Raw genomic sequence first — 22,319 nt, forward strand, 5'->3', positions numbered from 1 at the left:
CATGCAATTATGAAACAAACGCCATCAATAAGCAGCTATGCACTGATTGCGGTACTGCTTTTTCTTTTCAACGCTTTCAATGCCTGTAAAAAGGAGAGTACGGTAAATACTGCCCCTCCTACCATAACAGGGGTCAGCAATCTGGTAAACAGAGATGTCCTGTTAGCATCTGTAGATTATGGAGAATGGATCTCTATCAAGGGTACAAACCTGAGCAGCACTTATAAGGTCGATTTTAATGGCACATTAGCGGCAGACTCCCTGATTTATGGGGACGACAACACAGTAACCGTTAAAATACCCGCACAGCTTACAGACCCGCTTAACAATCCAATTACGGTAAGCACAAAATATGGTTCGGCCAGTTTAAATTTTCAGATCAAACAACCGGCACCGACAATCACCGGCTTCGACCCGGGGGCAGGCTTACCGAATGACGAGATCAGCATAAAGGGAAATTACTTTAAAGGTGTAACGGAGGTCAAATTCGAAACCACTGCGGCAACTATCGTTTCCAGCACGCAAACTGAGATCAAAGTAAAAGTACCTGCCGGCTTTGTTTCCGGGTACATCTTCGTTACCACCCCTGTAGGAACGGTAAAATCGGCGAAAGTATTTGGGTTAAAGGCTACCATATTTGACGATGCCATGGCCAGCGGCTGGTCTAACACCTCCTACAGCAACACCTACGACATGAACCAGACTGCTATTGTAAGAAGAGGAACAAAAGCCATTGTAAATAAATTTACCGTTGGTTTCGGTGCGGTACGTTTTACAAAAGCGGCACCTGCATTTAGCACCAGTGGTTATACCGGGGTTAAAATCTCTATTTACGGAGGTGCGGGCACGGCCGGCAAAAAAGTAAGGATCTCATTGACCCCCGCTGCCAGTACTTTCGAGCTCATCCTGACCGAAGGGGCCTGGACAGACTACCAGGTGCCATTTACAAATCTTGGTAACCCTGCCACAATAACTGCCATCACCTTCCAGGAGTTCAGTGGACTTACCTCACAAATTTACGTAGACGATGTGGGCTTCTATTAACGCTATATTTTTATGCCTCTGCCTGTTAACCACATTACAGGCAGAGGCTCAGCCGCTAAGCGATAAAGCGGCGGACAAAGAAACTCAAACCCTCTATAAAAACCTCCATAAACTGAGCCAAAAACACATCATATTTGGCCACCAGGATGACCTGGCCTATGGCGTAAACTGGAAATACATAGCTGGCAAGAGTGATATTAAAGAGGTGGTAAACGATTATCCCGGCATTTACGGCTGGGACCTCGGACGTATTGAACATGACTCTTTGAGGAACATCGATGGCATTCCCTTCAGCAAAATGCGAAAGTATATCCAGGATGGGTACGGAAAAGGCGCGGTCATTACCCTAAGCTGGCATTTCGACAATCCTTTAACCGGGGGATCCTCCTGGGACACCACCAGAAATTCGGTAGCCTCAATTTTACCCGGAGGCGCAAAACACCAGCTTTACATTTCCTGGCTAAACAAGGCCGCAAAATTTATTTCCAGTTTAAAAGGAAGCAAGGGAGAACCCATTCCGATACTTTTCCGGCCTTTTCATGAAATATCCGGGAACTGGTTCTGGTGGGGAAGAAATGTTGCAAGTCCGGCTGAAATTAAAAAAGCATGGCGGTTTACTGTGGATTACCTGAACAACAACAGCAAATTGCACAACCTCATTTTTGTTTACAATACCAATGGCGTAGCCAGCGAGCAGGAATTCCTGAAATACTATCCGGGCGACGATGTGGTGGACGTGCTGAGCTTCGACCTGTATCAGTTCAAAAACCAGGACAAAAACGCATTTACCACAGCCGTACAGAACAACCTGGCCATCCTCAGCAAGATTGCAAAAGAACGCGGCAAGCTAAGCGCCTTTGCCGAAACCGGATATGAGGCAATACCTGATGCAAACTGGTGGACCGGCACTTTATGGCCCGCCATTAAAGACTATCCTTTATCCTACGTTTTGGTGTGGCGCAACGCGGGTTACATGCCCTCAATGAAGAAAATGCACTATTACGCTCCTTTCGAAGGTCAGGTTTCAGCCCCTGATTTTAAGAAATTCTATCAAAACAAAAGAATGTTGTTTGAAAAGGCTTTAGGCGCTAAAAAAATATACGATACCAATTGATATGAAATTACAGCTGATAGATATTTTAATCCTCCTTGCCTACCTGCTCACTATGGTCCTCATTGGCATTTACATGAGGAACAAAGCAAAACAGGATAAAGAAAGCTACCTGATGGGCAGCAAGAAATTACCCTGGTACATGCTCGGCCTAAGCGACGCCAGTGATATGTTCGACATCAGCGGCACCATGTGGATGGTAGCCCTTTGTTTTGTATATGGCTTTAAAAGCATCTGGATTCCCTGGTTGTGGCCCGTTTTCAACCAGGTTTTCATGATGATGTTTCTCTCCAAATGGCTCAGGAGGTCGAATGCTACAACCGGCGCCGAATGGCTGAAAACCAGATTTGGTTTAACAGGAAAAGGAGTCAAAAGCTCGCACATCATTGTAATTGCCTTTGCGCTGATCAGCTGCCTGGGCTTTCTGGCCTATGGCTTTGTAGGCCTAGGCAAATTCGTCCAGGTTTTCATCCCCTGGGAGGTAGTTAAGGACTACATTCCCTTTACCGTGGCCGACAAATATGTCCCTCATTTTTATGGCATTGTATTTACCCTGTTTGCTATGTTCTATTCCATCATTGGCGGGCTGCACAGTATTGTACTTGGAGATGCCATTAAATACCTGATCATGACCATAGCCTGTATTGCTATAGGGGTAATTGCGGTTCAGCACCTGCATGGACAGACATTGAACGTACCCAAAGGATGGGACAACCCATTTTTTAGCTGGGAGTTGAACCTGGATTGGAGTAAAATTGCTGCAGATGCCAATAAAAAGATTGCAGATGATGGCTTCAGCCTGTTCGGCATTTTCTTTATGATGATGCTGATGAAGGGTGTTTTTGCCTCCCTTGCAGGGCCAACGCCAAACTACGACATGCAAAAAGTACTCAGCACCCGCAGCCCTAAAGAGGCCAGCAAAATGACCGGGTTTGTAAGTATCATATTGCTGCCCATCCGTTATTCCATGATCACAGGTTTAACCGTTCTGGCCCTTTTGTACTACAATCAGCTTTACCTGAAAGGCCCTGACGGGGTAACAGATTTTGAGAGGATTTTGCCTGCAACCATCAACAACTTTTTGCCGGTAGGTGTTTTAGGTCTGGTATTGACTGGCCTGCTGGGTGCATTTATGGGTACTTTCAGCGGAACACTTAATGCAGCACAAGCCTATATTGTGAACGACATCTACCTGAAGTATGTTAACCCGCAGGCCAGTACCAAAAAGATCATGTCCATGAACTACGCCGTAGGTGTAATGGTGGTGGTAACAGGCATCTTCTTCGGCTTCATGGCCAATAATGTCAACGACATTTTGCAATGGATTGTCGGAGGGCTGTACGGGGGTTATGTTGCGGCCAACTGCCTCAAATGGTACTGGTGGCGATTCAATGCCAATGGCTTTTTCTGGGGAATGACCGTTGGTGTTGTGGCCGCCCTGTCTATGCCTTACATCACAACCGGCCTACCCCTGTACTGGTGGCCACTGCTTTTCGTATTATCCCTCATTGGCTGCTTTATAGGCACCTATACTGCGCCCCCAACTGATATTGGGGTATTAAAATCCTTTTACAGAAATGTACGTCCCTGGGGGTTCTGGGGTCCGGTACACGAGCTGGTCATTCAGGACGATCCTGCTTTTCAGACCAACAAGAATTTTAAACTGGATATGTTCAATGTGGTGCTGGGTATCACTGCACAGCTTTGCCTTACCATTTTCCCAATGTACCTGATCACAGGGATGTACACCCCTCTATGGATAACAATAGGCATTTTAACCGTAATCAGCCTCATTTTAAAAAGAACCTGGTGGAATAGATTAGAAGATTAAGAGAATAAGATGAAAACGAATTTCAAACAACATATTACACAACTGGCTTCGAAACAAAACGAATTACTCAAAGCCCCAAATCAAAAAGCTGAAGCAATAAATGGCCTGTTCGACAGGTATAAAAACCCGGTGTTAACAGCAGCACATGTACCCTTTACGTGGAAATATGATCTTAACCCGGCAACCAATCCCTATTTAATAGAGCGTTTTGGCATCAATGCGGTATTCAATGCCGGGGCCATCAAATGGCGGGGTAAATACATCCTGATGGCCCGCGTTGAAGGGACCGATAGAAAATCATTTTTCGCCATTGCGGAAAGCCCTAACGGGATTGACAATTTTAGGTTCTGGGAATATCCGGTAGTGATGCCCGAAACAGATGAACCCGATACCAATGTTTACGACACCAGGCTGGTACAGCATGAAGACGGCTGGATTTATGGATTGTTCTGCACCGAAAGAAGAGACCCCTCGGCGCCTGAAGGAGATCAATCGGCTGCTATAGCCCAATGCGGAATTGCCAGGACAAAAAACCTGACCAACTGGGAAAGGCTGCCCGATCTGCAAACAAAATCCGCCCAGCAGCGCAATGTAGTCTTACACCCGGAATTTGTAAATGGGAAATACGCTTTCTACACCCGCCCTCAGGACAGCTTTATTGAAGCAGGCAATGGCGGGGGCATCGGATTTGGCTTGTCCTCATCCCTGGAAAATGCAAGCATTGAAGAAGAAATTGTAATTGACAAAAAGATATACCACACCGTTTACGAGGCAAAAAACGGACAGGGCCCTGCTCCTATTAAAACATCCGAAGGCTGGCTGCACCTTGCCCATGGTGTGCGGAACACTGCAGCAGGGCTAAGGTACGTACTGTATATGTTTATGACCGATCTGAATGACCTTACCAAAGTAACACATAAACCGGGCGGCTATTTTCTGGCCCCGGAAGGCGAGGAAAGAGTGGGCGATGTATCCAATGTGGTTTTCTGCAATGGCTGGATTGCAGATGAGGATGGGACTGTGTACATTTACTACGCCTCTTCCGACAGCAGGCTGCACGTAGCAACTACAACTATTCAGCAATTGCTGGATTATGTGAAGCACAATCCTGAAGACCGGCTAAGGTCTGCCACCTCCGTAGAAACCATCATCAGCATTATAGACCAGAACAAGAACTTAGCATGGATCCAGCACCTTTAGCCACTTTTAGAGCAGAACTCACTACTGAGCTATCCGGAATCTTGGACTGGTGGATGACTTACACTGTTGACCAGGAGCATGGCGGATTCTATGGAAAGGTAGACAATGACAATATTGCCGATACACAGGCAGAAAAAGGCCTGGTATTAAACGCAAGGATCCTTTATACCTTTTCTTCGGCTTATTCGTTAAATGGCAAAAAAGCATACTTAACCATTGCCCAAAGAGCATTTGATTATTTAATTACCCATTTTCTGGACACTGAATACGGAGGGTTCTACTGGGCGGTAGATTTTACAGGTAAGCCATCAGCATCCAAAAAACAGGTATACGGCCAGGCCTTTGTAATCTATGCCCTGGCAGAGTACATCAAGATAGCACCCAACGAAAAAGCCCTGGACCTGGCCAAAAACACCTTTGAATTGCTGGAACAGTACAGCTTTGACCCGGTCAACACCGGCTATGTAGAAGCATTAAGCAGAACCTGGGAAGCGCTGGAAGACCTGCGGTTGAGCGACAAAGACCGGAACGAAAAAAAATCCATGAACACGCACCTGCATGTGATCGAAGCCTATACCAATCTGTACACGGTTTGGCCAGATAACAAGCTAAAACAAGCCATCAAAAAACTGCTTTCGAATTTTAAAGACCACATTATAGATAAAAGCAGCTACCACCTGCAGTTGTTTTTTGCAGAAAACTGGGAAGTAAGGTCAAATACATTTTCCTTTGGCCACGATATTGAAGCAGCCTGGCTGCTGCTGGAATCGGCAACTGTCCTTAAAGACGAGGGAGAGATCAGAGCTTTCCAGAAACTGGCCTTACAATTAACCGAGGCAGCAGCAGAAGGCTTAGCAGAAGACGGTGGCCTATGGGAAGAAGAGGCTCATTGGTGGCCGCAGGCCGAGGCCATGGTAGGTTTTTTGAATGCCTGGCAAAATAGTGCTGATATCAGGTACTTCCAGCAATCTGTTCAAAGCTGGTCCTTTATCAAAAGGCACCTTAAAAATGACAAAGGGGAATGGCATTGGGGTGTTCATCGCGATTACACGCCAATGGCGGGGGAAGACAAGGCTGGCTTTTGGAAATGCCCATACCATAATGGCAGGGCCTGCATAGAAATTATCAAAAGATTAAGTGCATAGCGCATTTTCATGCTAAAACAAAAAAGCCTGCTATCGTTAAGATAGCAGGCTTTTTGCGGACCGGACGGGACTCGAACCCGCGACCTCCGCCGTGACAGGGCGGCATTCTAACCAGCTGAACTACCGGTCCGTTTTTCCCGTTTTCGTATCGTTGTTTCGTTTCGGGATTGCAAATATAGGGTGTTTATTTAACTTTGCAACATTTATTTTAAAATAATTGCAAGTCCTTAAATTACAGCACCTTCTTTTAACTTCTCTGCATTCTCCGCAAACTGTAGCGCATCTATCAGCTCCTGTACACCGCCATCCATAATACCGTTCAGGTTATAAAGTGTCAATCCAATGCGGTGATCGGTAACCCTTCCCTGCGGATAATTATAAGTACGGATCTTTGCAGAGCGGTCGCCGGTAGATACCATGGTTTTACGTTTTGCAGCGATGTCGCCATTTTTCTTCTGCAGTTCTATATCATAAAGCTTACTCCTCAGCATCTCCATGGCGATGATCCTGTTGCCCAACTGCGAGCGCTCTTTCTGGCAAACCACCACAATACCCGAAGGCCTGTGGGTAAGTTGCACTTTAGTTTCCACCTTATTTACGTTCTGCCCACCTGCGCCACCTGAACGTGAAGTCTGCAGGTCAATATCGGCCGGGTTAATGTAAAGATCGATCTCTTCCGCTTCCGGCAATACCGCTACCGATGCTGCCGATGTATGCACACGGCCCTGGGTTTCGGTATCAGGCACACGTTGTACCCGGTGTACACCAGATTCGTATTTAAGCTGTCCGTACACATCATCTCCACTTACTTTAAGGATCACCTCTTTGTAACCTCCGGCAGTACCTTCAGTCACATCAATGGTTTCAACAGTCCAGCCTTTCTGCTCAAAGAAACGGCTGTACATCCGGTAAAGGTCGCCGGCAAACAATGCGGCTTCATCGCCACCTGTACCGCCCCTGATCTCGAATACCGCATTTTTGGCATCTTCCGGATCTTTAGGGATCAACATCAGGCGAACCCTTTCTTCCATTTCTTCCTGCTGTTTCAACAGCAGTTCCAGTTCCTCTTTCGCCATCTCACGCAATTCGGCATCCTTTTCATTAACCAGGATGTCTTTATTGGCGTCGATGTTACTCATTACATTTTTGTAAACTTTATATTCCTCTACAATCTTCCCTAAATCCTTATACTCCTTGTTTAAAGCTGCAAAACGCTTCATGTCCTGCACCGTATCAGGATTACTCAACTGCTCCTCTACATCTTCCCAACGCAGTTTAATGGCTTCTAATTTATCTAACATATGCTTTCTTTCAGAAAATATTTCATACTGCCTGGCCTTAAAAAATCAGAATCATTCCAGGATCTGATCCGGTCCGGGCAGGCGGTTTTTATTTCGGACAACAAAAATAGGCTTTTTCGTTTAATTTTTTTCGAAGTAATTCAGACTTAAATCATTGCCGTCGAATACCGCGTAAGAGTTGAAGTTGATCCATTCCCCGATATTGATGTATTTGCTTTTACCATCCAGATCGATGCTCAAAGGCAGGTGCCGGTGACCAAAAATGAAATAGTCGTAATGCTGTTTTTGCAGCAATTCCTTAGCATATACGGCAAGCCATTCCTTTTCTACACTTTCAAATACCTCTTCTTTGCTGCTTGCAAGCCGGCTTTTACCCGACCACCAGGTGGCAATGCCCAATCCGATGCGGGGTGGCACCAATGCAAACAACCACTGGCAAACCGGGTTCCTGAAAATCTTTCTTAATATTTTATACTTGTTATCGCCTGGCCCTAAACCGTCACCATGATGTAAAAAGAAGCGTTTTCCCGACCTTTCCATTACCATTTCATCGCTCACAATTTCAATACCCATCTCCTCTGTGAAATAGGTTTTAACCCACATATCATGGTTCCCCTTAAAGAAATAAATCTTTATTCCAGCGTCTGTCATCGCAGCCAGTTTGCCCTGCAGTCTGATGAAACCTTTGGGCACAACCGTATGGTATTCAAACCAGAAGTCAAAAATATCGCCCATCAAAAACAATTCACTACAGGTTGATTCTATGGAATTTAGCCACCTTACAACACGGTCTTCCCGTAGCCTGCTCTGGGTATGATCAGGCGAACCAAGATGAAAATCTGAAGCGAAATAAATGTTCTTTTTCATGAATACCGGGCAAAGATAAAGAATATTATGAGCCCTTCAGTCTAAATAAATCCTACAGGCTTTGTAGATTTTATAAAATAGAATCGTTATTGATAACAAAAGTTCGTAAATTCGCACAAATTTTAAACTATGATTTCTACTGACATAGCCATCATTGGCGCCGGACCCGTTGGTTTATTTGCGATTTTCGAAGCAGGTTTATTAAAAATGCGTTGTCATTTAATAGATTACCTTCCACAGGTAGGCGGACAGCTTTCTGAAATATATCCAAAAAAACCTATTTACGACATCCCTGGCTACCCTACTGTTCTGGCTCAGGAGTTAATCGATAACCTGATGGAGCAGGCCAAGCCTTTCCATCCCGGCTTCACCTTAGGTGAGCGCATTGAAGGACTAGAAAAACGTGGCGAGGCCGATTTCGTGCTAACCACCAATATGGGTACCATTATAGAAGCAAAGGTTGTGGTTATTGCCGGAGGTTTAGGCTGTTTTGAGCCGCGTAAACCTGCAGTAGCCGGACTGGAGCAGTTCGAGAACGGCAGAGGCGTGAATTACATGATCCTTGATCCTGAAAAATACCGCGGACAAAAAATGGTGATTGCCGGAGGTGGTGATTCTGCCCTGGATTGGACCATCTTTTTAGCCGATGTGGTAGAGGAGCTTACCCTGGTTCACCGCAGCGAGAGTTTCCGTGGCGCACCAGATTCGGTAAACAAAGTAATGGAACTGGCCGAAAGCGGACGCATCAACCTGGTATTAAACAGCAACCTGAACTCTGTAAGTGGAAACGGTAAACTGGAAAGCGTGGAACTGATCCATAACAAGAGCCTGGAAACTACCACCGTTGCTGCCGATCACCTGATCCCCCTATTTGGTTTAAGCCCTAAATTAGGCCCTATCGAACAATGGAACCTGAACATCAGCAAAAGCGCCATCGAAGTAAATACAGACGATTATTCAACAAATATCCCGGGTGTGTATGCCATTGGCGACATCAATACTTACACCAATAAGCTAAAGCTGATCCTTTGCGGTTTCCACGAAGCTGCCCTGATGAGCCACAGTGCTTACCAATACATGAACCCTGGAATTAAATACACCATGAAATACACCACTGTAAACGGTGTATCAGAGTTTTAAACATGGAAGAACAAAACATTACCGTACACGTACAAAATCCGGACGGAAGCCGGGTTGCCCTGGAAGCACCTACAGATATGGGCCTGAGTCTTATGGAATACCTCAAAGCCTGTGAATATGATATTTTAGCCACCTGCGGGGGTATGGCACTTTGTGCTACCTGTTGTGTAGATGTGCTGGAAGGCGAAGATAAGCTCAATGAAATGAGCGATGATGAATACGCCATGCTGGATACCCTACCGGATGTATTACCCAACTCAAGGCTGGCCTGCCAGCTGCAGTTAAACCCTGCCATGGATGGCCTGGTTGTTAAACTGCACCACGCAGAGTAATTAAGAAATATCAATCATGATCTACGGCAGCTGCTATTGTTTTAATAGGGCTGCCAATTGTTTTATATTCTCCTTCGCCCTTCAGGATAGCTAACATTTTGGCATTGTTGTTTAGCAAGCCCCTGGCTGCGTTCAACTCCTTATCGTACTGAAAAGCCTGTTCTACCTTACCTCTTTCGTAGTAGTAACGGCTCACAATCTGTGTTTCCAGCGCCCTTTTTATTTCTGGTTTAAATGTGATCAGATCAGTCTTTTTGGCACCCAGCATTTTCTCTTTTAAATCGTCCAGATCGGCCTTTACTGCAGGAAGTTTATTTTCCTTTTCAGCCTCTGCCCTTAAATCAGACAACAGGCGCTCCGTGCGGGAGGTGTAGGAATAATCCTTTCCGGCCAGCGAACTCACAAAAGCAGTATAATCGGCATCCGTAATCTGGAAGGAACCTGCTGCTGCAATTGTTTTATTGTTCTTTTTATAACTGTTCGCGTAATCGAAGAACAGGTTCTTGTTGAGCAGGGATATGGTTATCGGGCTATATTTAGGCGTATTGACCACTACATCCGGGTAAACACCATTTCCATCATAAACACTGCGGCCAATTTTTGTGTTGAATCTGGTCATCAGTGAATCCGCTATTTTCGGGGTTTTGCCGTTGGCATCTTTATGGGCATAGTCCATGGCCTGGATGCATCTGCCCGAAGGGGTAAAGTATTTGGCTACGGTAACCTTTACCAGGCTGTTGTAAGGCAGGTTAAAGGTTTGCTGTACCAGGCCCTTGCCAAAGCTCCGCTGACCTACAATAATTGCCCTGTCGAGGTCCTGGAGTGCCCCTGCAACAATTTCCGATGCGGATGCAGAAGAACCACTGATCAGCACCACCAATGGGATATCAGGAAAAAGTGGCTGGTTCTGGGTTTTATAGCTGATGGTCTTCTGCGGGTTACGCCCTTTCTGGGTCACAATCAGCACGTCCTTATTTACAAAGATGTTTACGATCTTAACGGCCTCCTGCAATATTCCTCCGCCGTTGTAACGCAGGTCGAGTACCATGCCTTTGGGCTGCAGTTTACCCAGTGTAACTGCAGCATCTTTCACTTCCTGGGCAGAATTTTCCAGGAACTTATCTAGACGGATGTAGGCAATATTATCTGCTGTCATACCTGAGTAAGACACGTTAGGCTGTTTAATTTCATCACGGATCAGGCTTTTGGTCATTACGCTGCCATCTCTGATGATCAGCAATTCGACTGCAGACCCGCGTGGCCCACGCAGCAGCTGGCTTACCTGTGCCCGCTCCTTGCCTTTTACCTCGTTGCCATTGATCTTTACCAGCTGATCGCCTGGTTTCAGCCCTTGCTTATCGGCCGGGTATCCTTCACTAACCTCGTTTACAAACAGTTTACCTTCAATAAAGATGGTGCTTGCCCCAATGCCGCCATACTGGGTACTTACGTATTTCAGTTTGTAGTCTTCTACTTCCGATTCGGGTACATATTCTGTATAAGGGTCCAGTTTTTCGAGCATGGCATCAATACTGCTGCGCATCAGGCTGGAAGCATTGGTTTCCTCTACATAATTGATGTTTACCTCCTTATACAGGGAGGCAAAAATATCCAGATTTTTAGATACCTGGAACAAGTCTTCCCTGAAAGACCAGGATAAAGATGCAAAGGCAAGAAGAAGAGCGGCTGCGGCAATTTTATATATTTTCATCGTAAGCAGATGGGGTTCATCAATCTATCAGAGTAAATTTACAAAAAAGCCCTGTATATCAATAACAGGAGAACAAATTAAAGTCTGTTTCCTGCAGGATCGGCCAGTGCTTTATTGATGGTAAATTCAATATACGCCCGGTCTCTTTTTACAAGATCCATCAACTGTTCTACCAGATGGTCTTCCTGTCCGGGTGTAAAAGACAATTCAACCTGTGCCAGTTCGCGGTATTTTCTAAGAAATTTAATTTTAACCTTTTGCCAGGTTTCAGGGGTTAATGTAAAATTTGCCATGCCACAAAAATAGAAAAAATTACGAGAGCTGAATACGTGTGTTACAACAAAAACCCCCGGTTAGTACATACCAACCAGGGGTTTTCAAATCAATCCTACTGAACCTTTAAGCTCAGCGTGGTTTTCTTGGTAAGCGTGTTCTTGTTTACCACCTCTACTTCCATTACAATGGCTGTTCCTACGGCAAGGCCTGCAGGTACAGGATAAGGCAGCAACAGGGAGTCTGTCCGGCTTACCTGCGAATAAGCCTTCTGATAGGCCGTAGTAGAGACCGTTTGCTGGGCACCTGTACCGACGGTAGACCTTAAGTTGATCTTGTCAATCGGATCGTCAGACCAGTACCTGAGGTCGAGCTGAACAGTGCTACCAGCAGCCACATTGGTGGTTTGCGGTGGTTTTACGGTAAAGCCGGCAATTACGGGCACTTTGCCAATCACATCTACATTATCTTTCAGCCATTGATCGGCATCGTTCTTTTTACATGCGGAAAACAATCCAGCAGATGCAAAAAGCAAAGCTGCATATGTCAATATCTTCTTTTTCATTTCTATTCCAATTTAGTTAAACAACCAAAGTTTCACTGCCTGATTGGCCACTTGAGGCACATTAGGGTTCCTGCCGGGCTCATTGTCCGGGTATTTGGCGCGTTGCACATAAACAGTGCCTAACAAGTTCTTAAACGGGGTTTTCAATCCTGGATACACAGTTGTGCTGTACTGGTATCTGCGCATATCGCTCCATGTTTCCATCTGCAGGAACAGGGCAATATATTTTTGCAGCATAATATCGGTTATGGTGATATTTCCTGATTTAGTAACCGCAGGGTTGGTAGTATAGGTATTGATTGCAGTCGCATCCACACCCAGTTTTTCCATATTACCTTTTATGCCCCTGATATAGGCAGCATAGGCTTCGGTTGGGTTCGAAGCGATCAGGGCTTCGGCTCTTACAAACTGCATTTCCGCGTAGGTAAGTATAGGGACCGGAGAAGTGCGGGCACCATAAAAGGTTTTATCGGTGATATCAGAATTGGCCAGGTTTGCCCCCTGCTCATTACCTAAAGCTCCAACAGGCCTGCCGATGTAGGTGGCAGCGCCATTGTTATCAAACAGTTTTGGCATACGCGGATCGATAACACCTGCAAAATAACCAGTACCATTCATCAGGTTAACCATAAAGTACGATGGTCTGTGCTGCTTAACGGTAAGTGCCGCCTGCCCCAGGTTAGTATACCATGGGCTTGGTCTTTCTATGCTGTATTTCAGCTGTACATCAATGGCACTTCTTTGGGCTTCATCTACCGCAAGCGCCGCATCTGCAGCGGCATTTACAAGGCCGGCAGGGTTTCTTTTGGAGAGGTTAAGGTAGTACCGGGCACGTGCGCCATAGGCGGCTTTCTGCCAGCTGGCAATGGTACCTCCAAAAATAAGGTCAGAAGTCCCCACTTTCAATGATGCACTGGCTGGAACCGGCTTGGCCAGATCAGCAATAGCCCCATCTAAAAGCGCTTTCAGGGAAACATTATAAATATCTTCCTGCTTGTCGTAAGTAGGGCTTGGCACGGCTGCCCCTTTAAAGGCCTCGCTGTAGGGCAGATCACCCCATATATCGGTACTCTGCATCAAAAGCAAAGCCATCAGCGTTTTACCGATACCAGCATACTGCGGGGCACCCAAGGTTTCGGCCCTCGTGATCATCTCTTTCAGGTTAGGCATCGCATCACGATAGCCAGACTCCCAGATGTTGTCAAATCCGTACGGATTGTAGGAGTCTATATTCGCCTCATAAGTATTTGAACCTGCCAGGTATTGCGGATAGCTGTTACCATATTGCCCTACGTTAAAAAAGGAAGTAGCCGTAAATTGTATGGTAGAGCCCAGCAAACCGGCAAGGTTAGCCTGCTCTGGTGTTAACTTTGAGGGGTCGTTGTTGATGTCGAGTGCATCTTTACAGGCGCTGAATACCGAAGCTACCGCCATCAGTACCGCCATCATCTTTATATTTAATGTTTTCATCATCTTAGAAATTGACATTTAAACCAACAAAAATACTCCTGGTTGAAGGAATACCTGTTCCTACATATCCAACAGAGTTTGATCCTGATCCATAAGCACTTGCCTCAGGATCAAAACCATTAAACGGTGTACTCAGCCAAAGGTTATTGGCAGATACATTTACCGAGGCCGATTTGATAAAGCTTTTGGCAACCCATGCTTTTGGTAATTCATAGGCCAGGGAAACATTCTGCAATCTTACCCATGAAGCATCCTGGAAACCGTTGTTCTCGCTTGAAAGACGATAGGCAAAGCTATTGTTATAAAAACCCTGATCAATCAGCACAGCTTTGTCATTTGGCACATAATTCGGTGCAGCATCTGTACCTATATTTTTCACACCTTTAAATACCACCATTGCATTCCTTAACTGTGTCTCGGCGCCAATACCTGTGGTATAACGTTGCGTTTTAGGAATGTCGAATACGTCTCCGCCTTTTTTAAAGTTAAACAGGAAAGAGAAAGTAAGTCCTTTATATTTCAGGGTACTTCCCAATCCGCCGGTCCAGTCCGGATAAGCATTTCCTACAAGGTAGTTATTTGACAAAGGCTGAGGAACTATCGGATATCCATCTGCCCCAATAACCAGCTGCCCATTATACTCGCCAGCATCTTTAACACGTACATAAGGCCATCCGTACCAATCACCTGGCCTGCCACCTGTTTTTATAATTTGTTTTACCCAAGGGCTTTCCGGGTTAAACTGGATCTCACTTACTCCCGGAGGCATAGACAATACGCGTCCTACAGTTCTGGACCAGTTTGCATTGATGTCCCATTTAAAATTGTCGTTATTGATGATGTTTGCATTCAGCAAGAACTCGAGCGACCTGTTCCTGATCTTGCCTGCATTGGTTACGAAGATATCGAAACCAGAAGCGTAGCTGATGGGAACCGGTACAATCTGATCAATACTATTGAGGATGGCATAGTTTACATCCAGGGTGATCCTGCTTTTCATAAAATGGAACTCGCCACCAAATTCCAGACCTTTGGTTCTTTCCGGTCTTAAGGTTTCAGACCCCACCCTGATATCTCTCCTCACACCGGTTATACCACTAAAGGCCTGGATGGTAGAAAAGTATTCACCAATCTGATAAGGTTCGGCATCTTTACCTACCTCTGCATAAGACAACCTTAGCTTACCATAATTAAATATCGGGTTGGTTTTAAGACCCAAAGTTTCCGTAAAAACATACGATAAGCTGGTTGATGGGTAAAAGAAAGAACGGTTTGCTGTTGGTAAAGTAGAAGACCAGTCGTTCCGGGCAGTTGCGTTCAGGAACAGGGTATTGTCGTACGATACAGTCAGGTCACCAAAAACACCTATAATGTTTTTCTTCGAAGGAAAAGTAGTTGGATTAAAAACACTATAGTTGTTGATGCTTTCTACGTTTGGCACTACGGCTTGTGAACCCGCCAATGAAAGGTTGGTTCCGTTAATATGGGTAAAAGAATGGCCCAGCAAAAAGTTTACGTTCCATTTCTCTCCAAATTGCTTGTTGGCCCTGGCAAAGAAATTGGAGTTGATCTCATTGTAGCTGATCCTTTGCTCGGTCATAGATCCCTGAGTAGCGGCACTGATTAGCAAACCAACTTCGTTGTATACCTGCCTGAAATCAGTGTAATGGTCTATACCGGCTTTGTAGTTAAAGGTTAGCCAATCGTTGGCCTTAAATTCGGCACCAAGATTTCCAAGTATCCTGTTCACATTGTCTTTCATAAAGGCATTTTCAGTGAAGTAGAAGGGATTCTGGATCGATGCATTGTATGTTTTCTCTGATCCATCAGGGTTCAGGTAATCTCTTGGATCAACGGTATTGGTATGACGCATCAGGTAAAAGATCGTACCAGATGAAATACCCGTACGTGGGTTTTGCCCGCCCGAGTTGATGTAATTGGCAGAACCTTCGAATTTAAATTTCTCAGAAGCCTTTAACGTTCCCGACAGCCTGATGGAGGTCTTTCCATAATCAGAATTCGGCACTACGCCCTTTTGATCGGCGTTGGATATAGAAGTAAAATAAGTTGCACTCTCGTTCCCACCGCTAAAGGTGAAGGAATTTTGCGCCTGATGGCCGGTCTTGAAAAAAAGATCGTAAGGATTGTAAACCGGCTGCCCTTCTATTTTAGGCCCCCAGGTATTGACGCTTGCCACTACAGCTCCATTGTTCCCCTGTCCATAGGTAGTCTGAATGTCGGGCTTGGTCACCACATCGTCGAAGCTATAAGATGATTTAAAGCTAAAAGCAGGTTTTCCGCCCTTACCCGACTTGGTGGTGATGATTACCGCACCGTTTGCAGCACGCAATCCGTATAACACAGAAGCGGCCGGACCTTTCAGAATTGTCATTGATTCAATATCATCCGGGTTAATGTCTGCAGCACGGTTGGTGTTCTGGAAATTGTCATTGTTAGCAGCAATCTGGTCGGTGTTGTTGGAGATTGGAATACCATCTACCACAAACAAGGGCTGGTTATTTGCCGAAGGATTTAAGGAGTTAACCCCCCTGATCTGGATTCTGGTACCTGCCCCGGCAGCACCACCAGTACTGGTAATCTGTACTCCAGAGGCTTTTGCCTTCAATGCATTCAGCATATTAGACTGATTGGTATTGGCAATATCGGCAGCTTTTATCTCCTGGGTTGCATAACCCAATGACCTTCTTTGCTGTCTGATACCCAATGCGGTAACTACCACTTCCTGCAGCGACTCCAATTCGGGAGCCAGGACAACATTGATGGTCGTGTTGCTACCTACTGTTTTCTCTTGCGGTACCATACCAATAAAAGAGAAAACCAGAACATCTGTTGGTGCTGCCTGAATGCTGTAGGCACCTGTGGAATTGGTTTGCACCACGGTAGTGGTTGATTTGATTTTAATGGAAACGCCGGGTAAGGGTAACCCATCGTCTGCGCCAGTTACCTTTCCGGTAACAGTTACTTTTTGGGCGATGGCTTGTGAGGCAAGCACGAATACACCCATAAATAACAGGAGTAGTTTTCTTTTCATAGCGGAATTTTAGTTAATAATAAGGTTGTTGCAATTTACCCGCTCTAATCCAAACCTGCAAATAAACGCAATACACTAATTTGCGGTTTTTTTTAGCCAAAACAACTTTTCAAGATGTTAAAAAACGAAGATATTTACATTTCCATGAGAAATTAACCGCAAAATACTGCATAAATACGCACAAAAAAAACGCCCCAACATATGTCAGGACGTTTACGCTAGTTCTTTCGCTGAATGGTAATACTACAACTTTTTGCGCGCAGCCTTGATCAGGGAATTTTCTCCTGCCGCATCTTGTCCCAATTCCCAGAACATAATTCCATTGGCTCTGGTCTTCGCTGTTATTGTTTTATTTTCAATTGTAGGAATTCCATTGTAATAATAAGTAATTCCTCCAGACACAAAACTTGTTCCTGTAGGTGCGGCCCCCTTTACCAACAAATCTTTAAAAGACATGGAAACGTCGGTGGTAGAGCCTGTTGCTCTACCCTTACCATAAGCCGGCAGCCCAAGCACCGCTTTATTTTTGGGCAATTTCTTTTCACCCAACCAAAGATCCAACACTTCATTGGCCAGTGATTCCGGCGAATGGTCAGGGTTAGATTTCCATCCTATACCATCATAGGCCATCAGGTTCACAAAGTCACAGGCATCAATTGCAGCCTGGTTGATCCCTTCTCTTACCGGACCTGCATATACACCTGCCGTAACGGCCATACTTAATGTGCGGTGCCAGCTGTGCAGCTCAGCAGACAACTCCTGCATAAAAATTCCGAAGGTCACATCGCCTCCACTACTTGCATTAGGATATTCCCAATCCATATCTACCCCATCAAACTGATTTTCGAGCATATAGGTTACAATGTTTTTAATGAACAATTGTCTGCTTTGAGGATTGGAGAGCAAAGTATTGTAAATTTTACTGTCACCATTCAAGGCAATAATAGCCTTGCATTTGTGCCGCTTAATCAGGGCAACCGCATTCTTTACCGTCATCTTTGAATCGTCCAAAACCAGGGAAGCATCTGCTTTAGGTTTTAGGAAGGAAAAAATAACATGTGTCAAATCATCCAGAGCAGTAGTATCAATCTCCGTTAAGGCCCTGTAGGCTGGTAAATAAGCAATTCTTTTAAAAGATACATCAGGTTCATAAGGTGTATTAGGCTTCACAAACTCCTTTGCCCCGTAACCATCAGGCACCTGTGCAATCTCCTTGGTACAGGATGCAAGTGTAGCTAAGGCCGCTATACTTAAAATCAAAAATCTTTTCATAATCTATGTCCTTAGCTTTCCCCGGAAAAACCAGGGAAAGCAATTATTAAATATTATCGTTTAACCTGGTCAATCGCCAAACCATATGGCGCGTAGCCTTTTAACAGGAAGTCTACCGGCTGCGTTCCATCTAACTTGTAACGCATGATACCAGATTTAGAACCTGAACCAACTGTTTGAGGCGCATTCGTACCCGATGCATCTGCTTTGTTCCGATAACCAAAATACAAATATCCTTTACCGTTTTCATCTACATCAACGTCCATTCCTGTAACATAGATGGCTTCATTTGAATTGCCACCTGTATACCCCTGATCGCTAAACCCGGTAGTTGTGAAGCCCATTACCGCAGGATCATTATAAATCGCGGTGATGTTATCTCCGTTCATATCCGAACGATAAATACCAGGCTCACGTGTAGCCGATTTATTGATGGCGAAATAAATATGTCCGTTCACTTTATCTACCACAAACTGTCGGATACCATGATCCTTAATTGCTCCAGGCAGCAACGCGATGAAAGTTCCTGTCTTGTTATACCGCGCAATGCCCAAACCAGAAGTACCGGTCAACGAAGCCCATACTTCTCCGTTGACTTCCCGGATAGCACTGTAAAAATGGCTTGTTGTAGCATACCCCGGAAATCCACCTCTGATTTTAAATGGAGGATAAACCGCCTCAGAAGAAGTAGCATTAAGCGTAAAGATTCCATTTGTACGGGTTGTCCACCAGATGTTCCCGTCCTGGTCTACCATATTCATCCATGGGTCAACATTATAACCTGTAGTTGAAACATCCATGTTTTTGGTGATCAGTTTTTCTCCGCTTCCATCTAAATTGAAAGATTTCAGGTACCCGTCTCCCTGGTAATGTCCTGTAGTGGCTGTAAACCTTAAACCGTTACCGGTTTCACTATAAAATAATTTGGTTCCCGCAACAGATAGCCCAAGCGGACTAACCCCAGTAGCAATCCCCATATCAACCACCTGAGAAGGTGATAACACAGTTAGTTTATACCTGTATATTTTCTTGGTAATGACATCCGTAAAGAAAATAGTCTTGGCCAGTTCTCCTTTAACCTGCACCACAACTTCTACCGTCAGCTCTTCCACACCATCATTTACTTTCAATTTTACAATATGTGCACCTTCTGTTGTAAACTTAACCGTAGGCCTTTTCACATTAAAGGTACCAGCGGCGCCAAAATCCCAGGAGTAGGTTACGTCTTTTCCAGGATAATTAAAGGCCTTGGCATCAAATACCGCATCCTGGAATACCGCAATATTTTCCGGCACAGTAATCTTAGGCTGCATTTTTGGCAACTTAATGGTCTTGGTCATTACCTCTGTTTTATCTCCCTGCCAGGTTGTGAGTTTTACGGTATACTCGCCCGGCAACTCATACAGAATTGTATCCGGAACCAGCTTATCAGACTCAGCCACATCCGTAATCCCGGCTTTTGTTAGTGTTTTACCGCCCACAAACTCCCAATGGAAACGGTCTGCATTTTTTGACCGGTTTGTTAAAACCACCTTTGCAGGTGCTGTAAGTTCACGGGTAGGAAAATCGAAATTAGCCAGGTAGTTCCCCTGCTGCTCCGCGTGTGTTATCTCATCCTTTGAACAGCCTAAAAATACAAGGCCAATCAAAACAAATAAAAGTTTAAATTTTTTCATGATCTTATAAGGCTATATCAAATGTTCTTGTAGTTGATGTTGTGGCATTCGTTGGCGTTATGGCATCAACATCTATCGTCAGGCTATAACTACCAACTTTCTGGATGCTTTGGACTCCTGCTTTCAAGCCAGCTTTAGTCAGGTTTTGCTTGAGGTTATTCATCCCTGTCTGCGACAAAACATAAGCTCCGGTAGTCGCAAAATGATCTGCAGGGGAACCGGGGAATAACAGCAAATAATCATTTTTGTTTATTGCATAAGCTAAAATACCCTTCAGTACATTAAAATCAGCATCCGATAGTTTTTCGATCATCCCCGCATCATTAGGATATTTACCATCTTTTACCTTGATGATATAATTGTACGGAATTACGTAATTATTAGTAGCGGTAACCCAATACTTATCCATATCCGCCGCTTTCACTTCCAATATCACATTCTTTTTTGCAATAGAATCCAAGACAGTTAAAGTCGATTCATCTGCTGTTTTCGTTAGTACGGAGCTTCCGTTTTTCAAGGTCATTTTTATTCCAAAAGCCTCCACTACAGTTTCGTAGATATTCACTTTCTGAAACTTATCATCCCTTTGCCAGGTTGAAGCAGAAACAATCAAAGTATCTCCAATTACCGGTTTGGTATTGTTATAGGTAACCCTTAAAGAGCTCGCAAACTCGTTGTTTGTACTTCCCAGATCGCTGATCGGATCATTTTTCTTGCAGGATATGATAAACAGGCAGACTATCAAAAATCCTATATATTTATTTACAGCTGTCATCATCTTATTAGTTCTTTAAAGTTGAATTTTTAGCCCACCAAACCGGTTCAAACACCCAGTTTCTAACTTTAGCGCCCAGGCGGTCTATCTCTTTAGGATTGAACACATATTCGGTCTGAGGATCGTAAGGGAATCTCTGGATGAACTTGCCTCCCCATTCCGCCAGGGCATAACGAGGGTAGTACATACCTGGATAAGCTTTTGTACTGTACCCATATCTTCTCATATCTGTCCATGTCTCGCCTTGCAGGTATAAGGCAATATATTTTTGCATCATGATATGTTTAATATCCAACTCGGCCGCATTCTTTGCAACCGTCGGGGCCAAAGACCCCATGTAGTTGATAATCTGTCCTTCCGGAATACCTAAACGCTCCATATTTGCTCTTACCCCCTGTTGGTAAGACTGAAATGCAGCGTCCTTCTGATTCAGATGAAACTGGCTTTCCGCTTTAATAAAATACAATTCCTCTTTAAGAATAATTGGATATGGAGAATCGTCTGCAGTCCAGTATCCATTGTGCAGGTTTGCAAAGTCCTGAAAAGTAGTACCGGTCGGCAAAGCAACATCCCTTAATCCTTCAGACATTTTAGCGCCCAGATATTTATTCTTTGTCCCAGGAGTGGTCAGCTTAAACAACCTCGGGTCAAAAGTATTCCCTGCCGGATCTACCGTAACGGTCAGTGCATTCATCAGGAAATCGGTAGGTAGCGTGTTTACCAGGTCACTCTTAATATCAGCAAACTGAAAGGCTTCTCCTGCCGGCGGCGGATCTGTTGGCCCCCATAAATTATGCGTCCATGCTCCGGTACTTCCTTTAGGGTACCTTAACAAGGCATCTTCAAAATTAACCAATGCAGCATTTACCAGGTCTACGACCTCCTGATGTCCATTCTGAAAATTTGCGGTCCGCAACTTCAATCTTGCTTTAACTGCAAGGGCAAAGGCTTTCCATTTCTGCAAATTTCCATTATATACGAGGTCAGAAGTACCATCCATGGTTTCTGCCTGCCCACCTACATTATCCAGCGCGGCCACACCATCGTCCAGCATTTTTCCAATACCGGCAAGCACTTCTTCCTGGGTGTCATATACCGGATTAAAAGACCCTGAATAAGCCTGTTTTAGCGGCATATCTCCAAAAACATCAGTAGCAGAAAGGAAACTCATTGCTAAAATGATCTTACCTACGCCCACGTAATTGTTCGACCCATCTTCGGTTGCCCTATTGACCATACCGTTCACATTTGAGCCCACATCAAAATAATGCCATCTCCAAGCCCCCATTCTGGTGATGCTGTTGTAATTCCAGGTATCGGTAATGGCATTGCTGTTGCCCGTACGTGTAGTAAAATAATAGCTGTGATAGGAAGCAAACCGGGCTTGCGAATACAAGGAATACGCAAGATTTGCTTCAATGGCCGGTAAGCGCTGTTTTGAAGGCACTGTAACAGGCTGCACAGGGTTAACATTTAAATCCAGTTTGTTGCACGAACTCATGCCGATAACAGCAAGGGCCAGTGTTATATTTTTTATAATCCTTTTCATAATCC

General features: G+C 44.8%; 18 protein-coding genes and 1 tRNA gene. 7 read left to right on the forward strand and 12 right to left on the reverse strand.

All coding sequences use genetic code 11. The annotated features are described in order from the left end of the window. The first annotated feature begins 9 nt into the window (after nucleotides 1-9). From ABIE26_RS13790 to ABIE26_RS13810, 5 genes are read left to right on the forward strand one after another with little or no spacing between them, the layout of a single operon-like run. Nucleotides 10-1,044, forward strand: coding sequence for an IPT/TIG domain-containing protein (locus tag ABIE26_RS13790; RefSeq protein WP_310142057.1), 1,035 nt, complete (start codon nucleotides 10-12; stop codon nucleotides 1,042-1,044). After that, a complete protein-coding gene (locus tag ABIE26_RS13795; RefSeq protein ID WP_310142056.1) occupies nucleotides 1,028-2,158 on the forward strand; it encodes a glycoside hydrolase family 26 protein in 1,131 nt (376 codons plus the stop codon). The genes ABIE26_RS13790 and ABIE26_RS13795 overlap by 17 nt, the downstream gene beginning before the upstream one ends. A 1-nt stretch (nucleotide 2,159) precedes the next feature. After that, on the forward strand, nucleotides 2,160-3,986 hold the full coding sequence (locus ABIE26_RS13800; protein WP_310142055.1) for a sodium:solute symporter family protein: 1,827 nt from the start codon (nucleotides 2,160-2,162) through the stop codon (nucleotides 3,984-3,986). A gap of 9 nt (nucleotides 3,987-3,995) precedes the next feature. Beyond that, complete coding sequence (locus ABIE26_RS13805; protein WP_310142054.1) at nucleotides 3,996-5,186, forward strand: glycoside hydrolase family 130 protein; 1,191 nt, start codon at nucleotides 3,996-3,998, stop codon at nucleotides 5,184-5,186. After that, nucleotides 5,168-6,331, forward strand: coding sequence for an AGE family epimerase/isomerase (locus ABIE26_RS13810; RefSeq protein ID WP_310142053.1), 1,164 nt, complete (start codon nucleotides 5,168-5,170; stop codon nucleotides 6,329-6,331). The genes ABIE26_RS13805 and ABIE26_RS13810 overlap by 19 nt, the downstream gene beginning before the upstream one ends. 56 nt (nucleotides 6,332-6,387) lie before the next feature. Here the strand turns inward: ABIE26_RS13810 and ABIE26_RS13815 are convergent. The 3 genes from ABIE26_RS13815 to ABIE26_RS13825 all read right to left on the reverse strand — a co-directional run bounded on the left by ABIE26_RS13815 (nucleotide 6,388) and on the right by ABIE26_RS13825 (nucleotide 8,499). Continuing rightward, nucleotides 6,388-6,461 (reverse strand) — tRNA-Asp (locus tag ABIE26_RS13815). A 97-nt stretch (nucleotides 6,462-6,558) separates the two neighbouring features. Further along, the gene (prfA, locus tag ABIE26_RS13820; protein ID WP_084239657.1) at nucleotides 6,559-7,632 is read right to left on the reverse strand and encodes a peptide chain release factor 1; all 1,074 of its coding nucleotides are present in this window, start codon (nucleotides 7,630-7,632) and stop codon (nucleotides 6,559-6,561) included. Between the two features lie 120 nt (nucleotides 7,633-7,752). After that, nucleotides 7,753-8,499 (reverse strand): UDP-2,3-diacylglucosamine diphosphatase, encoded by a 747-nt coding sequence (locus ABIE26_RS13825; protein WP_310142051.1) that lies wholly within the window; start codon nucleotides 8,497-8,499, stop codon nucleotides 7,753-7,755. A 129-nt stretch (nucleotides 8,500-8,628) separates the two neighbouring features. Between ABIE26_RS13825 and ABIE26_RS13830 the strand changes: the two genes are divergently transcribed. Continuing rightward, on the forward strand, nucleotides 8,629-9,639 hold the full coding sequence (locus ABIE26_RS13830) for an NAD(P)/FAD-dependent oxidoreductase (RefSeq protein ID WP_310142049.1): 1,011 nt from the start codon (nucleotides 8,629-8,631) through the stop codon (nucleotides 9,637-9,639). Between the two features lie 2 nt (nucleotides 9,640-9,641). Further along, nucleotides 9,642-9,971, forward strand: a complete 330-nt coding sequence (locus tag ABIE26_RS13835; protein WP_310142048.1) for a 2Fe-2S iron-sulfur cluster-binding protein — start codon at nucleotides 9,642-9,644, stop codon at nucleotides 9,969-9,971. A gap of 10 nt (nucleotides 9,972-9,981) precedes the next feature. Here ABIE26_RS13835 and ABIE26_RS13840 read toward each other — a convergent pair whose 3' ends face one another. From ABIE26_RS13840 to ABIE26_RS13880, 9 genes are all read right to left on the reverse strand, one after another. After that, nucleotides 9,982-11,682: a S41 family peptidase gene (locus ABIE26_RS13840; RefSeq protein ID WP_310142046.1), complete on the reverse strand. Its 1,701-nt coding sequence runs from the start codon at nucleotides 11,680-11,682 to the stop codon at nucleotides 9,982-9,984. A gap of 77 nt (nucleotides 11,683-11,759) precedes the next feature. Beyond that, nucleotides 11,760-11,975, reverse strand: a complete 216-nt coding sequence (locus tag ABIE26_RS13845; RefSeq protein WP_310142045.1) for a hypothetical protein — start codon at nucleotides 11,973-11,975, stop codon at nucleotides 11,760-11,762. Between the two features lie 95 nt (nucleotides 11,976-12,070). Then, nucleotides 12,071-12,520 (reverse strand): hypothetical protein, encoded by a 450-nt coding sequence (locus tag ABIE26_RS13850; RefSeq protein ID WP_310142044.1) that lies wholly within the window; start codon nucleotides 12,518-12,520, stop codon nucleotides 12,071-12,073. 12 nt (nucleotides 12,521-12,532) lie between these two features. Further along, nucleotides 12,533-13,993, reverse strand: coding sequence for a SusD/RagB family nutrient-binding outer membrane lipoprotein (locus ABIE26_RS13855; protein WP_310142042.1), 1,461 nt, complete (start codon nucleotides 13,991-13,993; stop codon nucleotides 12,533-12,535). Nucleotide 13,994: 1 nt separating this feature from the next. Next, nucleotides 13,995-17,042 (reverse strand): SusC/RagA family TonB-linked outer membrane protein, encoded by a 3,048-nt coding sequence (locus ABIE26_RS13860; protein WP_310142041.1) that lies wholly within the window; start codon nucleotides 17,040-17,042, stop codon nucleotides 13,995-13,997. 243 nt (nucleotides 17,043-17,285) lie between these two features. Further along, complete coding sequence (locus tag ABIE26_RS13865) at nucleotides 17,286-18,314, reverse strand: glycosyl hydrolase family 18 protein (protein ID WP_310142040.1); 1,029 nt, start codon at nucleotides 18,312-18,314, stop codon at nucleotides 17,286-17,288. 53 nt (nucleotides 18,315-18,367) lie between these two features. Beyond that, the gene (locus ABIE26_RS13870) at nucleotides 18,368-19,990 is read right to left on the reverse strand and encodes a PKD domain-containing protein (protein WP_310142039.1); all 1,623 of its coding nucleotides are present in this window, start codon (nucleotides 19,988-19,990) and stop codon (nucleotides 18,368-18,370) included. 4 nt (nucleotides 19,991-19,994) lie between these two features. Next, nucleotides 19,995-20,768, reverse strand: a complete 774-nt coding sequence (locus tag ABIE26_RS13875; protein ID WP_310142038.1) for a hypothetical protein — start codon at nucleotides 20,766-20,768, stop codon at nucleotides 19,995-19,997. Between the two features lie 4 nt (nucleotides 20,769-20,772). After that, nucleotides 20,773-22,314 (reverse strand): SusD/RagB family nutrient-binding outer membrane lipoprotein, encoded by a 1,542-nt coding sequence (locus ABIE26_RS13880; protein WP_310142037.1) that lies wholly within the window; start codon nucleotides 22,312-22,314, stop codon nucleotides 20,773-20,775. Between the last annotated feature and the right edge of the window lie 5 nt (nucleotides 22,315-22,319).

The sequence above is a fragment of the Pedobacter africanus genome, from assembly GCF_040548825.1.
GTDB lineage: Bacteria > Bacteroidota > Bacteroidia > Sphingobacteriales > Sphingobacteriaceae > Pedobacter > Pedobacter africanus_A.